Raw genomic sequence first — 16059 nt, forward strand, 5'->3', positions numbered from 1 at the left:
TGCCATAGGCGATGATCTGGGTGACCCCTAGCGCCGCCACGGCCGCAAGCGGCGTCTGCCTCGCCATCACTGCGAGGAGGACGAAGGCGCAACGCACCGCCTGCTCGCCAAAGAACTGCCGGCCGGAGCGAAGCTGCCGAACGGCTCGGCTCTCGCCACTCCGGCGCTTTTCCCAATCGTCTGTGACCATCTCGGCACGCCAAAGGAGATGTTTGACGAAAAGGGCAATCTCGTCTGGGCGACGGAGCACCACGTTTGGGGCGACGCGCGTTCCACACGCGCTTACGGCACCCTCGTCGCCAAGCCCTCGCACGAACCGATGCCGACTGAGCCTCTATGTCCATGGCGCTTCCCAGGTCAGTATGAAGACGCCGAGACCGGCCTCTACTACAATCGCCACCGCCACCACGACCCACTAACTGCTCAATATGTCAGTCCCGATCCAATCGGTTTGGCAGGTGGAGATAGACCGCAGGGATATGTACTCAACCCAAATCTTTGGACGGATCCGCTAGGTCTGCAAGCGAGGGGACGTGACGGCAAATTCCTGCCAAGAAATGGGCTTCCAGGACCAGGCAGCACATTTCAAAGGCGAGTGACGGAAACTCTGAGGAGCCGTGGCTACACAGTCCACGAGAATGTTACAATTCGCATTGGGGGAAAAGTAGTGTCATTCGGAGATCAAATTGCGGTCAAGGGAAACAGAATATACGTGATAGAATCAAAAGGAGGACGGACAACCCTTTCAAAAGGACAAGCTCAAGTAAGAAAAGCTATTCAAAGTGGGCAGGAAATAGAATTCACGGGCCCAAATGCCCCTAATATACCTGGAGTGGTGACTCCGGGGACGAAGATTACCCTACCTAGGGATAGCTGGCTCAGAGCTACTCCCGAATCTATCGGCTCCATCCAATGAAGAAAACAACAGAAACGCAAGTCAAAGAGATCACTTCAGCCATGCTCGAATATGGCTGCAAGACAATGTCATACGTAACATACAGTTTTGATAAAAAGGTAGACGGCGTCATCTATGAATATTTCGTTTTCAGAAACGCTTCAAGCGACACCATAACAACCGATATTTCAGTTGTTTTCGTACCGCTTAATGAGCTTGTATACGCTGTCGACGAATATCCGAAAGATAAAACCAATGAAAAAACAAAGAATATCTCGTTAAGGACGATCCTTCTCGGAGCTGCCTCAATTAAATTTTTCCGTATAAAGTCGATTGAATTCAAACCAGATCAAGAGAATACGAAAGAATTTGCCAAAAGAACAATTGATGAATCTGAATTCATTATTGATTCACTCGGTGGAATCGATGCACTATTGAAAAAATTCTCGGAATCAGGCGAACCACCCGAAGCAGCTGTTGCAATAAGAATATTTAAAAGAGACTACGAAGGTGCTAGAAAAGAGATTGAGCGGATAATATCTGAAGAAGGGTCCTTAATGAGAGATTTTATTTTTCGGGCGGACGCCTTCCTCTCAAGTATCGGAAAATGAAAAATTCATGGCTAAATTATTTTATAATCACCGCAATCCTGCTTTCTGTTATTTCATCAGTAGCATGTAGCGTCTTTATTACCACCGCCGAAAAATAATCTCATATGAGTTCGCTTTTTCGGCACTTGACAGTACCACAATCACGGTAGCTTTCTTTCTATCGACTGTTGTCGGTTTTCTGCTGGGGGGCTTCATTGGGCCACATACCGCAAGATCAGCCATAGGGGTCGCACTCATCGGGCTGGCATTGACCTCTGCCCTCTGTATAGCATCTTGGGCTTTCGTATCTTTTGCGTTGTTTCGAACACTTCAAGGAATGTCTGCAGGCAGCATAATAACGCTTTCTCTAGTAGTAATCTCTAACGACTATAGTGCTCGACCACGGTCATTACTGATCGGAATTTCGATGGCGGTAATCTCGATTGTCGCAGCATTGGGGTCATCATTTAGCTCGATTGTTTTGGAATCTGTAGGTTGGCGCGGGTGCTTCGTAGCCGTATTTTTAATCAGCACTGCTGCATTATTATCTTTCAGGTTGGCAGCGGCAGAAGCCAACTGATGGATAGGAACGCCAATACCGCGATATTCTAGACGATAGAAGCTGCCATTGGGTGGGCGCAGCAGAAACTGTCGAAGCCTGATTGATGGGCGCACTTGCATCTGATTTTGAGAGCCGATTGGCTAAAATGCTGACTTACGAAAACGATCCGATGGCGGTTCCGGCTTTTCGGATTCTAGCCATCGTCGAAGGCGACCTTGCGGACAAGAGAAGCCAGTCGAGCTACGCTGCCATTTATCGACAATTCGAGACGGACTATGGCGAAGCCGCGAACGTAACCTCGTATAACTTCGACAAGCACAAGGGCGTCATCAAGTGGATGAAGCCTGATTTGCTGGAGGAAGGGCGCAAGTTCTTCGAAAGGCCGAAAGCAAAATACAGCGACGGGCTGAGGCGATATGGCCTGTTGCCGGCCGAGTTCGACAATCCCGCCCTGCCCTATTTCGGCATCGAAAACCAGAAATCGGCAACGGCATTGGAAATCGCCCTCCCCACAGATGCCACTGCAAACAAGGTTTTTGCCGATAAGGTGCTGTCGGAACTGGAAGCCACGCCGCTCATCTGCGGTGTCATGGGCTTTGGGTTCTTCCTGCCGCCTTACAAGAGCAGCCTGGACTTCATGCTCGGCCAGGCATCGCAGCGTTACAGGGCAGCGCTGGAAATTCGCGCGGACATGGTGATCGAGGGCATTCGGCGCAAGGGGTCATTCCATCGATGGAAGGCCGATGAGGAGCCAGGCATTGCCGATATCGGTTGGCGCACATTGATCGGCAATGAATTCCTGACCCGTTTGCCGGGCTCTTTCGATGCATTGGAAAAAACCGAAGGTGTGAATGTCCACAAAGGAGCTAATTTCACCACCGTGACAGCCGGGTCGGAGCCCATCTGGGGCGATCTCAACGCCCAGGAGGATCTGGCCGTTTACAAGGCCGTCGCCGCCTTTTTGAAGCCGATCCGTTTTCCAGCCACTTGTGGTCATAATTTCATGTTCGGCGGCGATCATCCCGATCGCGTCGACGCCTATCTGGCGCGGTTTGACGCACACTAGCGGTAACGACATCAGATCAGATAGAAATTACGCCCTACCCCGCCGCCACAACATCTGCCGAAAAACGCAGTTCGCGCATCGGACGCACCTTGTTGGTCGTTTCGGCATAGATGGGATGCGCCTTGTAGGCCGCGAGGGCCGCAGCGTCTTCGAACTCAGCATAGACCACGATGTCGATCCTGTCGCACATAGGGTCGACCTTGGAATTGAGCGTCACTTCGAATAGCCGCGAATGCGGGATCCGTCCAAGCTCGAGCAAGCCGGAACGGACCGTTTCGACATCCTGGTCGGGCCGCACGCTGAAGAAAACGATATGCCGGATCAATGCTGTCTCCATGGCGCCCCGCGGTTGAAATCGTGCGGCAAGGCGCTCCTGATTGGAGCAGCTTCTGAGCCTGGCGCAGGCTGGCGTCAACCGGCAGGTTGTCGCGGCATCCGATTGACGAGATCAGCCGGTGACGTAGGCGATCGCGTGTTTCGCGCTCTTTACTCCTGCATCCATGTAGCGGCCCTGGTTGTAGAGGCCGTCCCAGATCAGGAAGAAGGCGATCGCAGCGATAAGGATGACAAGACGCATGATCGCAGGCTAACCGATTTCGATTACCACATTCATAATCGCCGCCCTTGTTCGGCGGCATTTCAGCCCTTTTTCGTTGCCCTAAACACGCTGCGCGCCTGCCCCTTGCCAGCAGCCACGGCACGATAGAAAATCCTCAATGGATTCATCCTCGAAGGACGGGCCCGGCTGAGCGCCGCTCGTTGTTTCGAGAGGAGACCGCGCAGCGCAGGCCGTGCGTGGCGAAGCGGCGATGGGTCCGCAGGAGCGACAGAGGGAAGAGCTCCTGAACAGCAGGGGGACTTATGACCGAGAGCAAACAAGATGCTGCCCCGACAACGGACGCGATCCGCCTCGACGAACGAAATTTCTCCGATATCGTAAGGGGGCTTCCGGCCAAGGCACGCATGGTGTTCAAGGCGGCAATGGCGATGCCGCGCGGTTCGCTGAAAGTGCGTCTGCCGGATGGGCGCGCCGTGCTTGTGGAAGGCAAAGCGCCCGGCCCCAACGCCGAATTGGTGCTGAAGAACTGGCGCTTGCCCGGCCGCGCCTTTGCTGGCGGCACCATCGGCGTCGCCGAATCCTACATGGATGGCGACTGGGAAAGCCCGGACGTAACGAGCTTCCTGGAGTTGTTCGTCGTCAACACCGAAACCGGGGAAAAGGTGGCCGGCGGTGCCAGCTGGATCGTCAACACGGTGCAGCGCATCCGCCACTGGCTGAACGAAAACACGCGCACCGGCTCGAAGCGCAACATTTCCGCGCATTACGACCTCGGCAACGCCTTTTACCAGAAATGGCTCGACCCCTCGATGACCTATTCGTCGGCGCTCTATTCCGCCGGCGCCAACGATCTCGAAAGCGCACAGGTGGCCAAATATCGTGCGCTCGCCAAAGACACCGGCATCGGTGCTGCGGATCATGTGCTGGAAATCGGCTGCGGCTGGGGCGGTTTCGCCGAATTCGCTGCGCGCGAAATCGGCTGCCGCGTCACCGGGCTCACAATCAGCCGCGAGCAGCATGATTTCGCCAAGGCGCGCATCCAGCGGGCCGGCCTTGCCGACAAGGTCGACATCAAGCTGCAGGACTATCGCGATGAGACCGGCAGATACGACCGGATCGCGTCGATCGAGATGTTCGAAGCCGTCGGCGAGAAGTACTGGCCAACCTTCTTCGGCAAGGTGAAGGAATGCCTGAAGCCCGGAGGCACCGCGGGTTTCCAGATCATCACCATCAACGAAGCCGCCTACAAGACGTACCGCGCGCGGCCCGATTTCATCCAGCGTTACGTCTTCCCGGGCGGCATGCTGCCGACGCCGACGATCCTCAAATCGCTCGGTAGCGATCATGGCCTGGCCTATCTGCGCGAGCGCGTCTTCGCGCAGGATTATGCCCGCACGCTTGCCGAATGGCGCGAACGCTTCTGGGCTTCATGGGAACGGATCGTGCCGCTTGGCTTTGACGACCGTTTCAAGAAGCTTTGGGAGTTCTACCTGCATTACTGCGAAGCAGGTTTCCGCGCGAGCTACATCGACGTGCGCCAGGTCGTCTACAAGGCTTGAGCTTGTTGGTTCACGGCCGCTTGAAAGGGCGGCCGTGGATTTGTTCTCATCACAGCAGGATGCGATATTTGGCGAAGCCGTTCTCGCCCTCGCCGGCCGGCTCGATCTTCAGTGTCTTGACCTGGCTGATGAAATCACGTGCTTTCGCACCCGTCTCGAACACGACGCTTGTCTCCGGCAACGGCAGGAAGGACCAGTTGGCGTCGGCCGAAGGATTGATGGTGCCTTCGGCGACGATGTAGCGCACGATCACGTCGCGATTGGTGTCCGGCGCCTCGTAGATCACCTTGCTTTCGTTGATCTCCGGGAAATTGCCGCCGCCACCGGCTCTGTAGTTGTTGGTGGCGACGACGAATTTCTGAGCCGGATCAATCGGCTTGTCGTTGAACATCAAGTCCTTGATTCGGCTTGAGCCGGCATTGATGACGTTGCCCTTGGCATCGTATTTCGGCGGCTGCGACAGGTCGATCCTGTAGGTGACACCGTCGATCACATCGAAATTATAAGACGGGAAATCGGTGTTGATCAGCGGCTGGTCTGCCTTGCCGGGCTCGATCTGCCTGAAGATGCCGGACGACATTTCGAGCCATTCCTTCACCTGCGCACCAGTGATCTCCACCGCGCGCACCGTGTTTGGATAGAAATAGAGGTCGGCAACGTTCTTGATGGCGATATCGCCAGCCGGCACGTCGGTATAGTAATCGGCGCCTCCGCGGCCACCGGCCTTGAACGGCGCGGCAGCGGAAAGCAGCGGCATGTCCTTCCACTGTGTGCTCTTTAATATGTCCTTCAGGTACCAGCTTTGTGCCTGGCTGACGATCTGCACGGATGGATCGTCGGCCACCAAAGCAAAATAGGAATAGAGCGGCGCGGACGTCTTGCCGACCGGGCGGCGCACATAGGCAAGCGTCGCCTCGTGATCCACCTTCAACGCATCGACCACGCTCCTCACATCCTCGACGACCGCCTTGTTCTTGTTGTCGACGCGCTCAAAAATCGGCCGCGCCTCCGACGTCGCCGAAACGACCCGCCATTTGCCGCCGTCACGTTCGAGCAGCAGGTCGATCATACCCATATGCGAGCCCCAGAAGCCTGCCATCACGGCTGGCTTGCCCTGCAAGGTGCCCTTTTCCGCGTCGACGCCGGCAAGTTGCTGGAAATCCTTCTTGCCCGGGAAGACCAGATGCTGGTGGCCGGTAAAGACAGCATCGATGCCCTCCACGCCCGCCAGGAAGTAAGAGGCATTCTCCATCATGTCCGCTTGCTTGATGTCGATGCCGGAATGGGAGAGTGCAATGACGATATCGGCGCCCTCCTCTTTCATCTGCGGCACCCAGGCCCTCGCGGCTTCGACAATGTCGCGGGTCAGAACATTCCCGGCGAGGTTCTTGGCGTCCCACACCAGGATCTGCGGCGGCACGAAGCCGATCACGCCGATCTTGATCGGATGTTCGGCACCTGCCCCATCCTTCAGCCTTTTCTCGAGGATCAGATAAGGCTTGAGGTAAAGCTTGTCGTCGCGCGGATTGGCGGCTTTTTCCGTGCCGCGGATCAAATTGGCGCACACAAATGGGAAATTGGCTCCGGCCAACACCTTGTCCAGGAACGAAAGACCATAGTTGAATTCGTGGTTGCCCAACGTCGAGCAGGCATAGTCAAGCAGGTTCATGCCTTTCATGACAGGATGGACATCGCCTTCCTTCATGCCGCGCTCATAAGCGACGTAATCACCCATCGGACTGCCTTGCAGCAGGTCGCCATTGTCGATCAGCATCGAATTGGCGGCCTCCTTGCGCACAGCTTCGATCAGAGAGGCAGTGCGCGACAGGCCCAGCGTGTCATTCGCTTTGTCGGCGTAATAGTCATAGGGCAACAGGTTCACATGGATGTCAGTCGTTTCCATGATCCTGAGATGCGCCTGGTTGGCCGCAGCGCTTGCCGAAAAGGGATGCAGCACGATCAGCGCTCCGGTAGCGGCCGCCCCCTGAAGCAGCGCACGGCGGGAAATCGATCGGAGCGGTTCGGACATGATGGGTGATCTCTTCACTTGCGTTTGTTCCCCTGCCGCCCGGCCCAAATCTCGCGCCAAAAGCAAGCCAAGTCCAGCAGGCTCACATGACGCTCGTGCGACCAAAGACCCAGAATTGCGACCTCCGGAGCCCGGATATGTCGTGATACGACAAACTGGCGCAACCACGCAGGCATAGGCTTGCGAAGGGACGATCGACACAGGGAGATCGGCATGAGCGACAATGACGACACGACACCGGCGCAATACGCTTCGCCACCCTGCTTCATGCATGAGCTCGACCCGACCTTCCAGCAGCCGCTTTCCGACTGGAGCGACGTGCGGCGCTGGCGCAAGGCCGAACGCGAAAGGCTGATTGCTGCACGGCTCGCGATCTCCGCCGATACCCGCACCAAAATGGCCAAACGCATCGCCGAAGGGCTCGATGCCGCTATCGGCAATGTTGCCGGCAAAATGATCAGCCTCTACTGGCCATTTCGCGGCGAACCGGACCTGCGTGGTTGGATGGAAAGCGTGAATGAACGTGGCGGCCGCACCGCGCTGCCGATCGTTGTCGAAAAAGGCCAGCCGCTGATCTTCCGCGCCTACAGGCATGGCGACAGGCTGGAACGCGGAGTCTGGAACATCCCGATTCCGGCCGAAGGCGATCCGGTTGTTCCCGATGTCGTCATCTCGCCGATCGTAGGCATCGACCCCGACAGATACAGGCTGGGTTACGGCGGCGGCTTCTTCGACCGCACGCTCGCCTCGCTGCCACGCAAGCCGCTGGTGATCGGTATTGGGTACGAAATGCAGCGCATCCCGACCATCTACCCGCAGCCGCACGATATCCCGATGGATGTTGTGGTTACGGAGACTGCCTGCCCTGCGTGATCAGCCGCGCGCTGCGCTGGCCGGTCGTGTAGATCCATAGCCAGCTCAACGCCACGGCAATCCTGTTTCGCAGGCCGATCAAGAAGAAGATGTGGGCGATGCCCCACAGCCACCACGCCAGCCAGCCGGTCACGCTGAAGCGGCCAAAGTCGATCACGGCCGCCCGCTTGCCGATCGTAGCAAGATCGCCCTGGTGCTTGTAGACGAATGGCCGTCTTGCTTTGTCGCCGGCCAGCCGCGATTTGAGTGTAGCAGCGACATGGCGTCCGGCCTGCTTGGCGGCGGGCGCGATGCCGGGCACGGGGCGACCATCGCCGCGCTTTGCCAATGCAGTGTCACCGACCACAAAGATTTCCGGATGTCCGGGCACGGTCAGGTCATCTTCGACGACCACCCTGCCCGCCCTATCGGCCTCCGCATCGAGCCATTGCGCTGCCGGCGAGGCTGCAACGCCGGCAGCCCAGATGATTGTGCGCGCAGCCAATCTCTGCTCGCCGAACACCACACCTGTGGCATCACAGGCCGATACGGGACGTCCGAGTTCGACAGTTACGCCAAGCCGCTCCAGCGCGGACTTGGCATAGTCTGAAAGGTCCGGCCGGAACACCGGCAATATCCGGTCACCGGCTTCGATCAGGACAACCTTGGTGTCGCGGGTATCGATGTTGCGGAATTCCCCGCGCAGCGTCGCATGCGCCAGTTCGGCGATCGTGCCGGCAAGCTCAACGCCGGTCGGGCCGCCACCGATGATGACGAAGGTGAGCAAAGCCTGGCGCACCGCGGCATCCGTTTCGCGCTCGGCCCGCTCGAAGGCCAGCAGCATGCGACGGCGGATCGTGGTCGCATCTTCCAGCGTCTTCAAGCCGGGTGCGAACTCCTCCCATTCGTCATGGCCGAAATAGGCGTGCCGTGCCCCCGTCGCCAACACCAGCGTGTCATAGGCGATGCGGCTGCCGTCGGAGAGCAGCACCCGCTTGTTCTCCTTGTCGACGCCATTCACTGTTGCCAACAGCGTCGTCACCGCCTGCTCCCGGCGAACGAGATGCCGGATCGGCCAGGCAATCTCGGACGTCGCCAGCGAGGTCGTAGCGACCTGGTAGAGCAGCGGCTGGAAGAGATGATGATTGCGCTGATCGATCAGCGTTACGCGCACCGGCGCCTTGGCGATCGCCCTGACGAATTCCAGGCCGCCGAAACCGGCGCCGACCACGACCACGTGATGAGGTTCGCTGTTCATCGCAATACCTTTTGTGCATCGCAACAAACATGCGGGCGCAAGCGCTCGATTTCAAGCAGTACCGATATGCAGACTGGTTTTGCCAGCTATGCCATTTCCGGCTTCAGCCCCATCGCCGTACGGTCGACGATTTCGCGCAACGCGAACGAGGAGTTGATCTTCGTTACATGTGGCATGGCCGACAACCACTCCTTGTGGATGCGCTCGTAGTCGGCCAGATCGCGTGCCGCGATGCGCAGGATATAGTCGTATTCGCCGGACATCAGGTGGCAGGACAGCACGTTCGGGCATCGTTTGATCGCGGTTTCGAAATCCGACAGCGTCTTCTCGAACTGACCGGAGAGCGATATATGCACGATCGCAGTCATCTGGTGGCCGAGCGCGGCGTTCGACAGGCGCGCATGATACCCACGAATGGCGCCGGATTTCTCCAGATTGTCGAGCCGGCGTGAACAGGCTGATTGCGACAGGCCGACACGCTCGGCAAGCGCCGCGTTGGGTATCCGGCCATCCTTCTGAAGCGTGTCCAGAATGGCGATATCAATCTTGTCTAAAGGCATTCTTCGCGATTCCTGCGAAAAAGTGACTATTTTGCGCAACGATTATCGAATAGAGGTCTCGTCGGCAAGTACATTCGCAAACACATGCAACCCGATTGGTGGTTCACTGTTCCCCCTACAGGGAGAAGGTCCATAAGGACCAAGAGGAGATCACTCAACATGCGTGTCGGTTGCCCCAAGGAAATCAAGAACCATGAATATCGGGTCGGCCTGACGCCCGGCTCGGTCCGTGAATATGTCGCCCATGGCCACGAAGTGCTGGTCGAGACCGGCGCCGGAGCCGGCATCGGTGCCGACGACAACGCCTATCGCGCCGCAGGTGCCGCAATCGCCAAGACGGCAGCGGATGTGTTCGCCAAGTCGGACATGATCGTGAAGGTCAAGGAACCGCAGCCGAACGAATGGGTGCAGCTGCGCGAAGGTCAGATCCTCTATACATATCTCCACCTCGCTCCCGATCCGGAACAGACCAAGGGCCTGCTGGCTTCGGGCGTTACCGCCATCGCCTACGAGACCGTGACTGACGACCGCGGCGGCCTGCCGCTTCTGGCGCCGATGTCCGAAGTGGCCGGCCGCCTGTCGATCCAGGCCGGGGCCACCGCGCTGCAGAAGGCCAATGGCGGTCGCGGTGTATTGCTCGGCGGTGTGCCGGGCGTGCTGCCGGGCAAGGTGGCAGTCATCGGCGGCGGCGTCGTCGGTCTGCATGCAGCCAAGATGGCTGCTGGCCTTGGCGCCGACGTCACCATTCTCGACCGCTCCATCCCGCGGCTGCGTTATCTCGACGACATTTTCGGCGGCCGCGTTCACACCCGCTACTCGACGGTCGAGGCATTGGAAGAAGAGTGCTTCTCGGCCGACATCGTCGTTGGCGCCGTGCTGATCCCGGGTGCAGCCGCGCCGAAGCTGGTCACACGCGAAATGCTGTCGGGTATGAAGAAAGGCGCAGTGCTGGTTGACGTCGCCATCGACCAGGGCGGCTGCTTCGAGACCTCGCATGCCACCACGCATGCCGAGCCGACCTATGTTGTCGATGACATCATCCATTATTGCGTGGCCAACATGCCCGGTGCCGTGCCCGTCACCTCGGCGCATGCGCTCAACAACGCCACGCTGCATTATGGTCTGCAGCTTGCCGACAAGGGCTTGAAGGCCATCGTCGACGACCACCACCTGCGCAATGGTCTCAATGTCCACAAGGGCAAGATCACCAACAAGGCCGTCGCCGAAGCACTCGGCTACGAGATGGTCGAGCCGAAGGCCGTCCTCGCTGCTTGACCTGAATGGCGGCGAACGAACGCCGCTTTGATTTTCCTCCTGTGCCGCCCAAGCGCTCCCGTTTCGGCGGCTTTTTTTTGCAGCAACGCCGACTTGCGCAATCACATTCCGGTGCAAAGGCGGCCAAAGATGTTTCAAGCCTCGACAAAATCTGTCGCGGAGAGGTGACAATCCGTCGCGGCCAAGCTAAGGATGAGTCGTCTGGGGCTTCGCGAGAAGCCTCACCTGTTTGCGGGAGAGAGCAGCGAAAGCTGCCGCCGAAGGGGAAATCGCCCGAAATCTCTCAGGCAAAAGAACCGTAGACGGGAAAGACACTCTGGAAAGTCGAGGGCAGCCAAAACCCTCGCGCCGAAGGTGTAAGCGCTTCCGACAGGGTTCCGGGGCGCGAGTCTCTCAGGCTTCAGACAGAGGGGCACGGAGCGGTCGCATCCAGCGGCCGATCATTGTGCTGCTCTGGAGAAGACATGACGGGCGACGCCACCAAAACCCTTCCACTCGAAGATCTGCATCAGGCCGCAGGTGCCAAATTCGGTACCTTTGCCGGCTGGTCCATGCCCGTGACCTACCCGGCCGGTGTCATGAAGGAGCATCAGCATACGCGCGAGCATGTCGGGCTGTTCGACATCTCACATATGAAACTGTTTGCGGTGAGCGGCGCCGGCGCTACTGCCCTGCTCACCCGTGCCTGCCCGATTGATGCCGAAGCGCTGCAAGTCTCGCAGTCCAAGCTTACCTTCTTCCTGAACGAGGAGGCGGGCATCCTCGATGACCTGATCGTCACCCGACTGGGTGCCGACCGCTTCATGGTCGTCGCCAATGCCGGCAACGCCGTCGCCGACGAAGCGCATCTTAAGGCGATTGCCAAGGATTTCGACGCCAAGGTCGAACCGCTCGACCGCGTCTTTCTCGCCATCCAGGGACCGGAAGCCGAAGCCGCCCTGGCCAAGGCCGGCATCGACGGCAGCTCGCTCACTTTCATGCACGGTTTTGAGCCCAGGCCGAACTGGTTCATGAGCCGGTCGGGCTATACCGGCGAAGACGGTTTCGAGATCGGCCTGCCGGAAGCGGACGCACGCGCACTGGTCGCTCGGCTACTGGCCGATGAGCGCGCCATGTGGATCGGTCTTGCCGCTCGTGACAGCCTTCGGCTCGAAGCAGGCCTTTGCCTGCATGGCAACGACATCAGCCCGGATACGGACCCGGTAAGCGGCGCCCTGATGTGGGCGGTACCGAAGGAAATCCGTGCTTCCGGAACATTCATCGGCGCCGAAGCGCTACGTGCCATCCTTGAAAAGGGTGCCGGCCGGAAGCGCGTCGGACTAAAGCCTGAAGGCCGCCAGCCGGTCCGCGGCGGCGCCGCTCTCTTCGATGCCGACGGCAATTCGGCCGGCATCGTCACCTCCGGCGGTTTCGGCCCCTCGGCCGGTCATCCGGTCGCCATGGGTTACGTTTCCACCCCGCTGGCCAAGGCCGGCACCAAGCTGTTCGCCGATGTTCGTGGGACCAAGGTTCCGGTCGAAGTCAGCGCCCTTCCCTTCACGCCTCACCGTTACCGCAAAGGATGATTTGCAAAATGGCCAAGACCTATTTCACCGAAGATCACGAGTGGCTGAGCGTCGACGGCAACGTCGCCACCGTCGGCATTACCGACTATGCGCAGGAACAGCTTGGCGATCTGGTGTTCGTCGACCTGCCGGAAGTCGGCCGCAAGCTGGCCAAGGGCGATACCGCTGTGGTGGTAGAGTCGGTCAAGGCGGCTTCGGACGTCTACGCGCCGCTCGACGGCGAGATCATCGAGGTGAATGGCGCGCTCTCGGGCGATCCAGCGCTGGTCAACTCCGCCGCTACCACTGATGGCTGGCTCTGGAAGATGAAGCTCGCCGATGAAAGCCAGCTCGCCGGGCTCCTGGATGAAGCCGGCTACAAAGCCCATATCGGCTAAGCAGGACGTGAAACCATGACCGCTGCCCCTTATCCTTTTTCCACCCGGCACATCGGGCCGAGCGTGACCGACGCCCGCTCCATGCTGGCGACGATCGGCGTGCCTTCCGTGGAAACGCTGATCTCGCAGGCCGTGCCGAAGTCGATCCGGCTGGACCGTCCACTCGATCTGCCGGCGGCGGCTTCCGAAGCGGAAGCCCTGGCGGAACTCGCAGAAAAGATGTCGGCTAATGTCGTTCTGAAAAGCTTCGTCGGCCTCGGCTATCACGGCACGCACACCCCGCCGGTGATCCTGCGCAACCTGTTCGAGAATCCAGCCTGGTACACTGCCTATACGCCCTACCAGGCAGAGATCAGCCAGGGTCGCCTGGAGATGCTGTTCAACTTCCAGACACTGGTAACGGAGTTGACCGGTCTGCCGGTGGCATCCGCGTCACTGTTGGATGAGGCCACCGCGCTTGCCGAAGCGGTCGGCATGGCTTTCCGCCATCACCGTGACAAACGCGCCAAGGTCGCGTTCGCTGGCAAGCTGCATCCGCAGACCCGCGATGTCGTTGTCACCCGCGCCGAACCGCTGGACATCGAAGTCGACGGCGAAACCATCGACGAGAGCACCGCAGCGCTCGTCGTCGCCTGGCCGGACACCTACGGCGTTTATGGCGATCATTCCGCCAAGATCGCCGAAGCCAAGGCTGCAGGCGCGATCGTCATCTTCGTCGCCGATCCGCTTGCCCTCGTTGTCAGCGACACGCCGGCCAGCCTCGGCGCCGATATCGCGGTCGGCTCCATGCAGCGCTTCGGCGTGCCGATCGGCTTCGGCGGCCCGCACGCTGCCTATTGCGCCGTTTCAGACAAGCTGACCCGCCTGATGCCGGGGCGTCTGGTCGGCCAGTCGGTCGACACCAAGGGCCGACCAGGCTTCCGCCTCGCCTTGCAGACACGCGAGCAGCACATCCGTCGCGACAAGGCGACCTCCAACATCTGCACTGCGCAGGCGCTGCTGGCCAACATGGCTACAGCCTATGCGATCTGGCACGGTCCGGAAGGCCTGCAGAGTATCGCCGAGCATGTTCACAGCCTGACGGCACGCCTGGCCGCGGCTTTGAAGGCCAAGGGTCATACTGTCCTGGGCAACAGCCGCTTCGACACGGTGACGGTCGAACTGAAGGGACAGGCGAAGGCGAAAGCCAAGGAAGCCCAGGCCGACGGGCGCTTGCTGCGCATGGTGAACGACGATCTCGTCGGCATCTGCTTCGACGAGACCTCGACCGAAGCCGACCTGCAGGCGATTGCCGCACTGTTTGGCGCGACGGTTTCCGACAAGGCTGAACGTGCCCTGCCCGGCAAGCCGCGCAGCATGAAGGGTTTCCTCTCCCAGCCGGTTTTCCATCAGAACCGCTCCGAGACGGACATGATGCGCTTCCTGCGCAAGCTGGCCGACAAGGATCTGGCGCTCGATCGCACCATGATCCCGCTCGGCTCCTGCACCATGAAGCTCAATGCCGCCGCCGAGATGATCCCGGTCAGCTGGCCGAGTGTCGCCAACATGCATCCTTTCGCCCCGAAGGCCCATTCGAAGGGCTACAAGGCGATGACCGACGATCTCGAGCGCTGGCTGGCGGAGATCACCGGTTTCCAGGCGGTATCGCTGCAGCCGAACGCTGGCAGCCAAGGCGAATATGCAGGCTTGCTGGCCATCCGCCGCTACCACGCCTCGCGCGGTGAAGCACACCGCAATATCTGCCTCATTCCCTCCTCCGCGCACGGCACCAATCCGGCCAGCGCTGCGATGGCGGGCATGGAAGTGGTGGTGGTGCGCTGCATGGAAAGCGGCGACATCGACATGGAGGACATGCGTGCCAAGGTGGCCGCCCATGCCGCCAACCTATCGGCCTTGATGATCACCTACCCTTCGACGCACGGCGTGTTCGAGGAAGGTGTGAGGGAGTTGTGCCAGCTCATCCACGACAATGGCGGGCAGGTCTATCTCGACGGCGCCAACCTCAATGCGCTGGTTGGCCTCGCTCGTCCGGGCGACATCGGCGGCGACGTCTGCCACATGAACCTGCACAAGACCTTCTGCATTCCGCATGGCGGCGGCGGCCCAGGCGTCGGACCGATTGGCGTCAAGTCGCATCTGGCACCGTTCCTGCCTGGGCACATCGACCTTGGCACCGACTATCCGGTCTCTGCAGCGCCTTACGGCAGCGCCTCGATCCTGCCGATCACCTGGATGTATATCCGCATGATGGGCGCCCAAGGCCTCAAGCAGGCGACCGAGGCCGCGATCCTGTCGGCCAACTACATCGCCAGAAGGCTCGAAGGGCACTATCCGGTGCTCTACAAGGGCGCCAACGGGCGCGTCGCGCATGAGTGCATCCTCGATACGCGCGTGCTGAAGGAGAGTGCCGGCATCACCGTCGACGACGTCGCCAAGCGTCTTATCGACTATGGCTTCCATGCACCGACAATGTCCTGGCCGGTGGCAGGCACGCTGATGGTCGAACCAACCGAGTCGGAGCCCAAGCACGAGCTCGATCGCTTCTGCGAGGCGATGATCTCGATCGCCAACGAAGCCGCCAAGGTCGCCAAGGGTGAATGGCCGAAGGAGGACAATCCACTGGTCAACGCCCCGCACACGGCAACCGAGACGCTCGCCGGCGAGTGGGCCCATCCTTATTCGCGGATGGAAGCCGCCTATCCGGCAGCCGATCCGGACACCGCAGCCAAATACTGGCCGCCAGTGTCGCGCATCGATAATGTCGCGGGTGACCGCAACCTGGTTTGCTCGTGCCCGCCGGTGTCTGAATATCTCGGCGCCGCCGAATAAGGCGCCCAGCTTATTGGGCCCCTCGCAGCCGCTGCGAGGGGTTCAGGGCAATTCCGGGAAAGTGATTTCCGTCAGGAGTTGCG

Annotated in this window: 16 protein-coding genes and 1 riboswitch; of the genes, 10 read left to right on the forward strand and 6 right to left on the reverse strand. The window is 59.6% G+C overall.

Translation table 11 applies throughout. From position 1 onward, the window contains the following. The coding region (locus tag L4923_RS11630) for a hypothetical protein (RefSeq protein WP_239365046.1) at positions 1 to 190 on the reverse strand (190 nt) is incomplete at its 3' end. Positions 191 to 208: 18 nt separating this feature from the next. Between L4923_RS11630 and L4923_RS31210 the strand changes: the two genes are divergently transcribed. The 4 genes from L4923_RS31210 (at position 209) to L4923_RS11650 (ending at position 3113) form a co-directional block, all read left to right on the forward strand. Further along, entirely contained in the window at positions 209 to 916 is a 708-nt protein-coding gene (locus L4923_RS31210) for an RHS repeat-associated core domain-containing protein (RefSeq protein WP_425530936.1), read from the forward strand. Further along, positions 913 to 1506: a hypothetical protein gene (locus tag L4923_RS11640; RefSeq protein ID WP_239365049.1), complete on the forward strand. Its 594-nt coding sequence runs from the start codon at positions 913 to 915 to the stop codon at positions 1504 to 1506. The genes L4923_RS31210 and L4923_RS11640 overlap by 4 nt, the downstream gene beginning before the upstream one ends. A 139-nt stretch (positions 1507 to 1645) precedes the next feature. After that, complete coding sequence (locus L4923_RS31215) at positions 1646 to 2065, forward strand: MFS transporter (RefSeq protein WP_425530941.1); 420 nt, start codon at positions 1646 to 1648, stop codon at positions 2063 to 2065. 127 nt (positions 2066 to 2192) lie between these two features. Beyond that, positions 2193 to 3113 carry a type VI immunity family protein gene (locus L4923_RS11650; RefSeq protein ID WP_239365358.1) on the forward strand — a complete coding sequence of 307 codons (921 nt, stop codon included), beginning with the start codon at positions 2193 to 2195 and terminating at the stop codon, positions 3111 to 3113. 34 nt (positions 3114 to 3147) lie between these two features. Here the strand turns inward: L4923_RS11650 and L4923_RS11655 are convergent, their stop codons facing one another. Further along, positions 3148 to 3438, reverse strand: a complete 291-nt coding sequence (locus L4923_RS11655) for a Dabb family protein (RefSeq protein WP_239365055.1) — start codon at positions 3436 to 3438, stop codon at positions 3148 to 3150. Between the two features lie 123 nt (positions 3439 to 3561). Next, the gene (locus L4923_RS30920; RefSeq protein WP_275448367.1) at positions 3562 to 3690 is read right to left on the reverse strand and encodes a hypothetical protein; all 129 of its coding nucleotides are present in this window, start codon (positions 3688 to 3690) and stop codon (positions 3562 to 3564) included. Positions 3691 to 3974: 284 nt separating this feature from the next. Between L4923_RS30920 and L4923_RS11660 the strand changes: the two genes are divergently transcribed. Then, positions 3975 to 5231, forward strand: coding sequence for an SAM-dependent methyltransferase (locus tag L4923_RS11660; protein ID WP_239365058.1), 1257 nt, complete (start codon positions 3975 to 3977; stop codon positions 5229 to 5231). Positions 5232 to 5280: 49 nt separating this feature from the next. On the opposite strand, the gene L4923_RS11665 is transcribed toward L4923_RS11660, so the two are convergent. After that, positions 5281 to 7260 carry a bifunctional 2',3'-cyclic-nucleotide 2'-phosphodiesterase/3'-nucleotidase gene (locus tag L4923_RS11665; RefSeq protein ID WP_239365060.1) on the reverse strand — a complete coding sequence of 660 codons (1980 nt, stop codon included), beginning with the start codon at positions 7258 to 7260 and terminating at the stop codon, positions 5281 to 5283. 213 nt (positions 7261 to 7473) lie between these two features. Here L4923_RS11665 and L4923_RS11670 point away from each other — a divergent pair, with 213 nt between their 5' ends. Next, positions 7474 to 8133 carry a 5-formyltetrahydrofolate cyclo-ligase gene (locus L4923_RS11670; RefSeq protein WP_239365062.1) on the forward strand — a complete coding sequence of 220 codons (660 nt, stop codon included), beginning with the start codon at positions 7474 to 7476 and terminating at the stop codon, positions 8131 to 8133. Here the strand turns inward: L4923_RS11670 and L4923_RS11675 are convergent. Next, the gene (locus L4923_RS11675; protein ID WP_239365064.1) at positions 8108 to 9370 is read right to left on the reverse strand and encodes an NAD(P)/FAD-dependent oxidoreductase; all 1263 of its coding nucleotides are present in this window, start codon (positions 9368 to 9370) and stop codon (positions 8108 to 8110) included. The genes L4923_RS11670 and L4923_RS11675 overlap by 26 nt on opposite strands. A gap of 86 nt (positions 9371 to 9456) precedes the next feature. After that, positions 9457 to 9930 (reverse strand): Lrp/AsnC family transcriptional regulator, encoded by a 474-nt coding sequence (locus L4923_RS11680; protein ID WP_024924815.1) that lies wholly within the window; start codon positions 9928 to 9930, stop codon positions 9457 to 9459. Between the two features lie 159 nt (positions 9931 to 10089). Between L4923_RS11680 and ald the strand changes: the two genes are divergently transcribed. The 4 genes from ald (at position 10090) to gcvP (ending at position 15976) form a co-directional block, all read left to right on the forward strand. Further along, positions 10090 to 11205 carry an alanine dehydrogenase gene (gene ald / locus L4923_RS11685; RefSeq protein ID WP_239365065.1) on the forward strand — a complete coding sequence of 372 codons (1116 nt, stop codon included), beginning with the start codon at positions 10090 to 10092 and terminating at the stop codon, positions 11203 to 11205. Positions 11206 to 11427: 222 nt separating this feature from the next. Continuing rightward, positions 11428 to 11514, forward strand: a riboswitch (glycine riboswitch). A gap of 155 nt (positions 11515 to 11669) precedes the next feature. Continuing rightward, a complete protein-coding gene (gene gcvT, locus L4923_RS11690; RefSeq protein ID WP_239365066.1) occupies positions 11670 to 12770 on the forward strand; it encodes a glycine cleavage system aminomethyltransferase GcvT in 1101 nt (366 codons plus the stop codon). A gap of 8 nt (positions 12771 to 12778) precedes the next feature. Next, complete coding sequence (gene gcvH / locus L4923_RS11695) at positions 12779 to 13147, forward strand: glycine cleavage system protein GcvH (RefSeq protein ID WP_239365067.1); 369 nt, start codon at positions 12779 to 12781, stop codon at positions 13145 to 13147. Between the two features lie 15 nt (positions 13148 to 13162). Beyond that, positions 13163 to 15976, forward strand: coding sequence for an aminomethyl-transferring glycine dehydrogenase (gene gcvP, locus L4923_RS11700; protein WP_239365068.1), 2814 nt, complete (start codon positions 13163 to 13165; stop codon positions 15974 to 15976). Positions 15977 to 16059: the final 83 nt, after the last annotated feature.

This window comes from Terribium retamae (genome assembly GCF_022347545.1).
Classification (GTDB): domain Bacteria; phylum Pseudomonadota; class Alphaproteobacteria; order Rhizobiales; family Rhizobiaceae; genus Mesorhizobium; species Mesorhizobium retamae.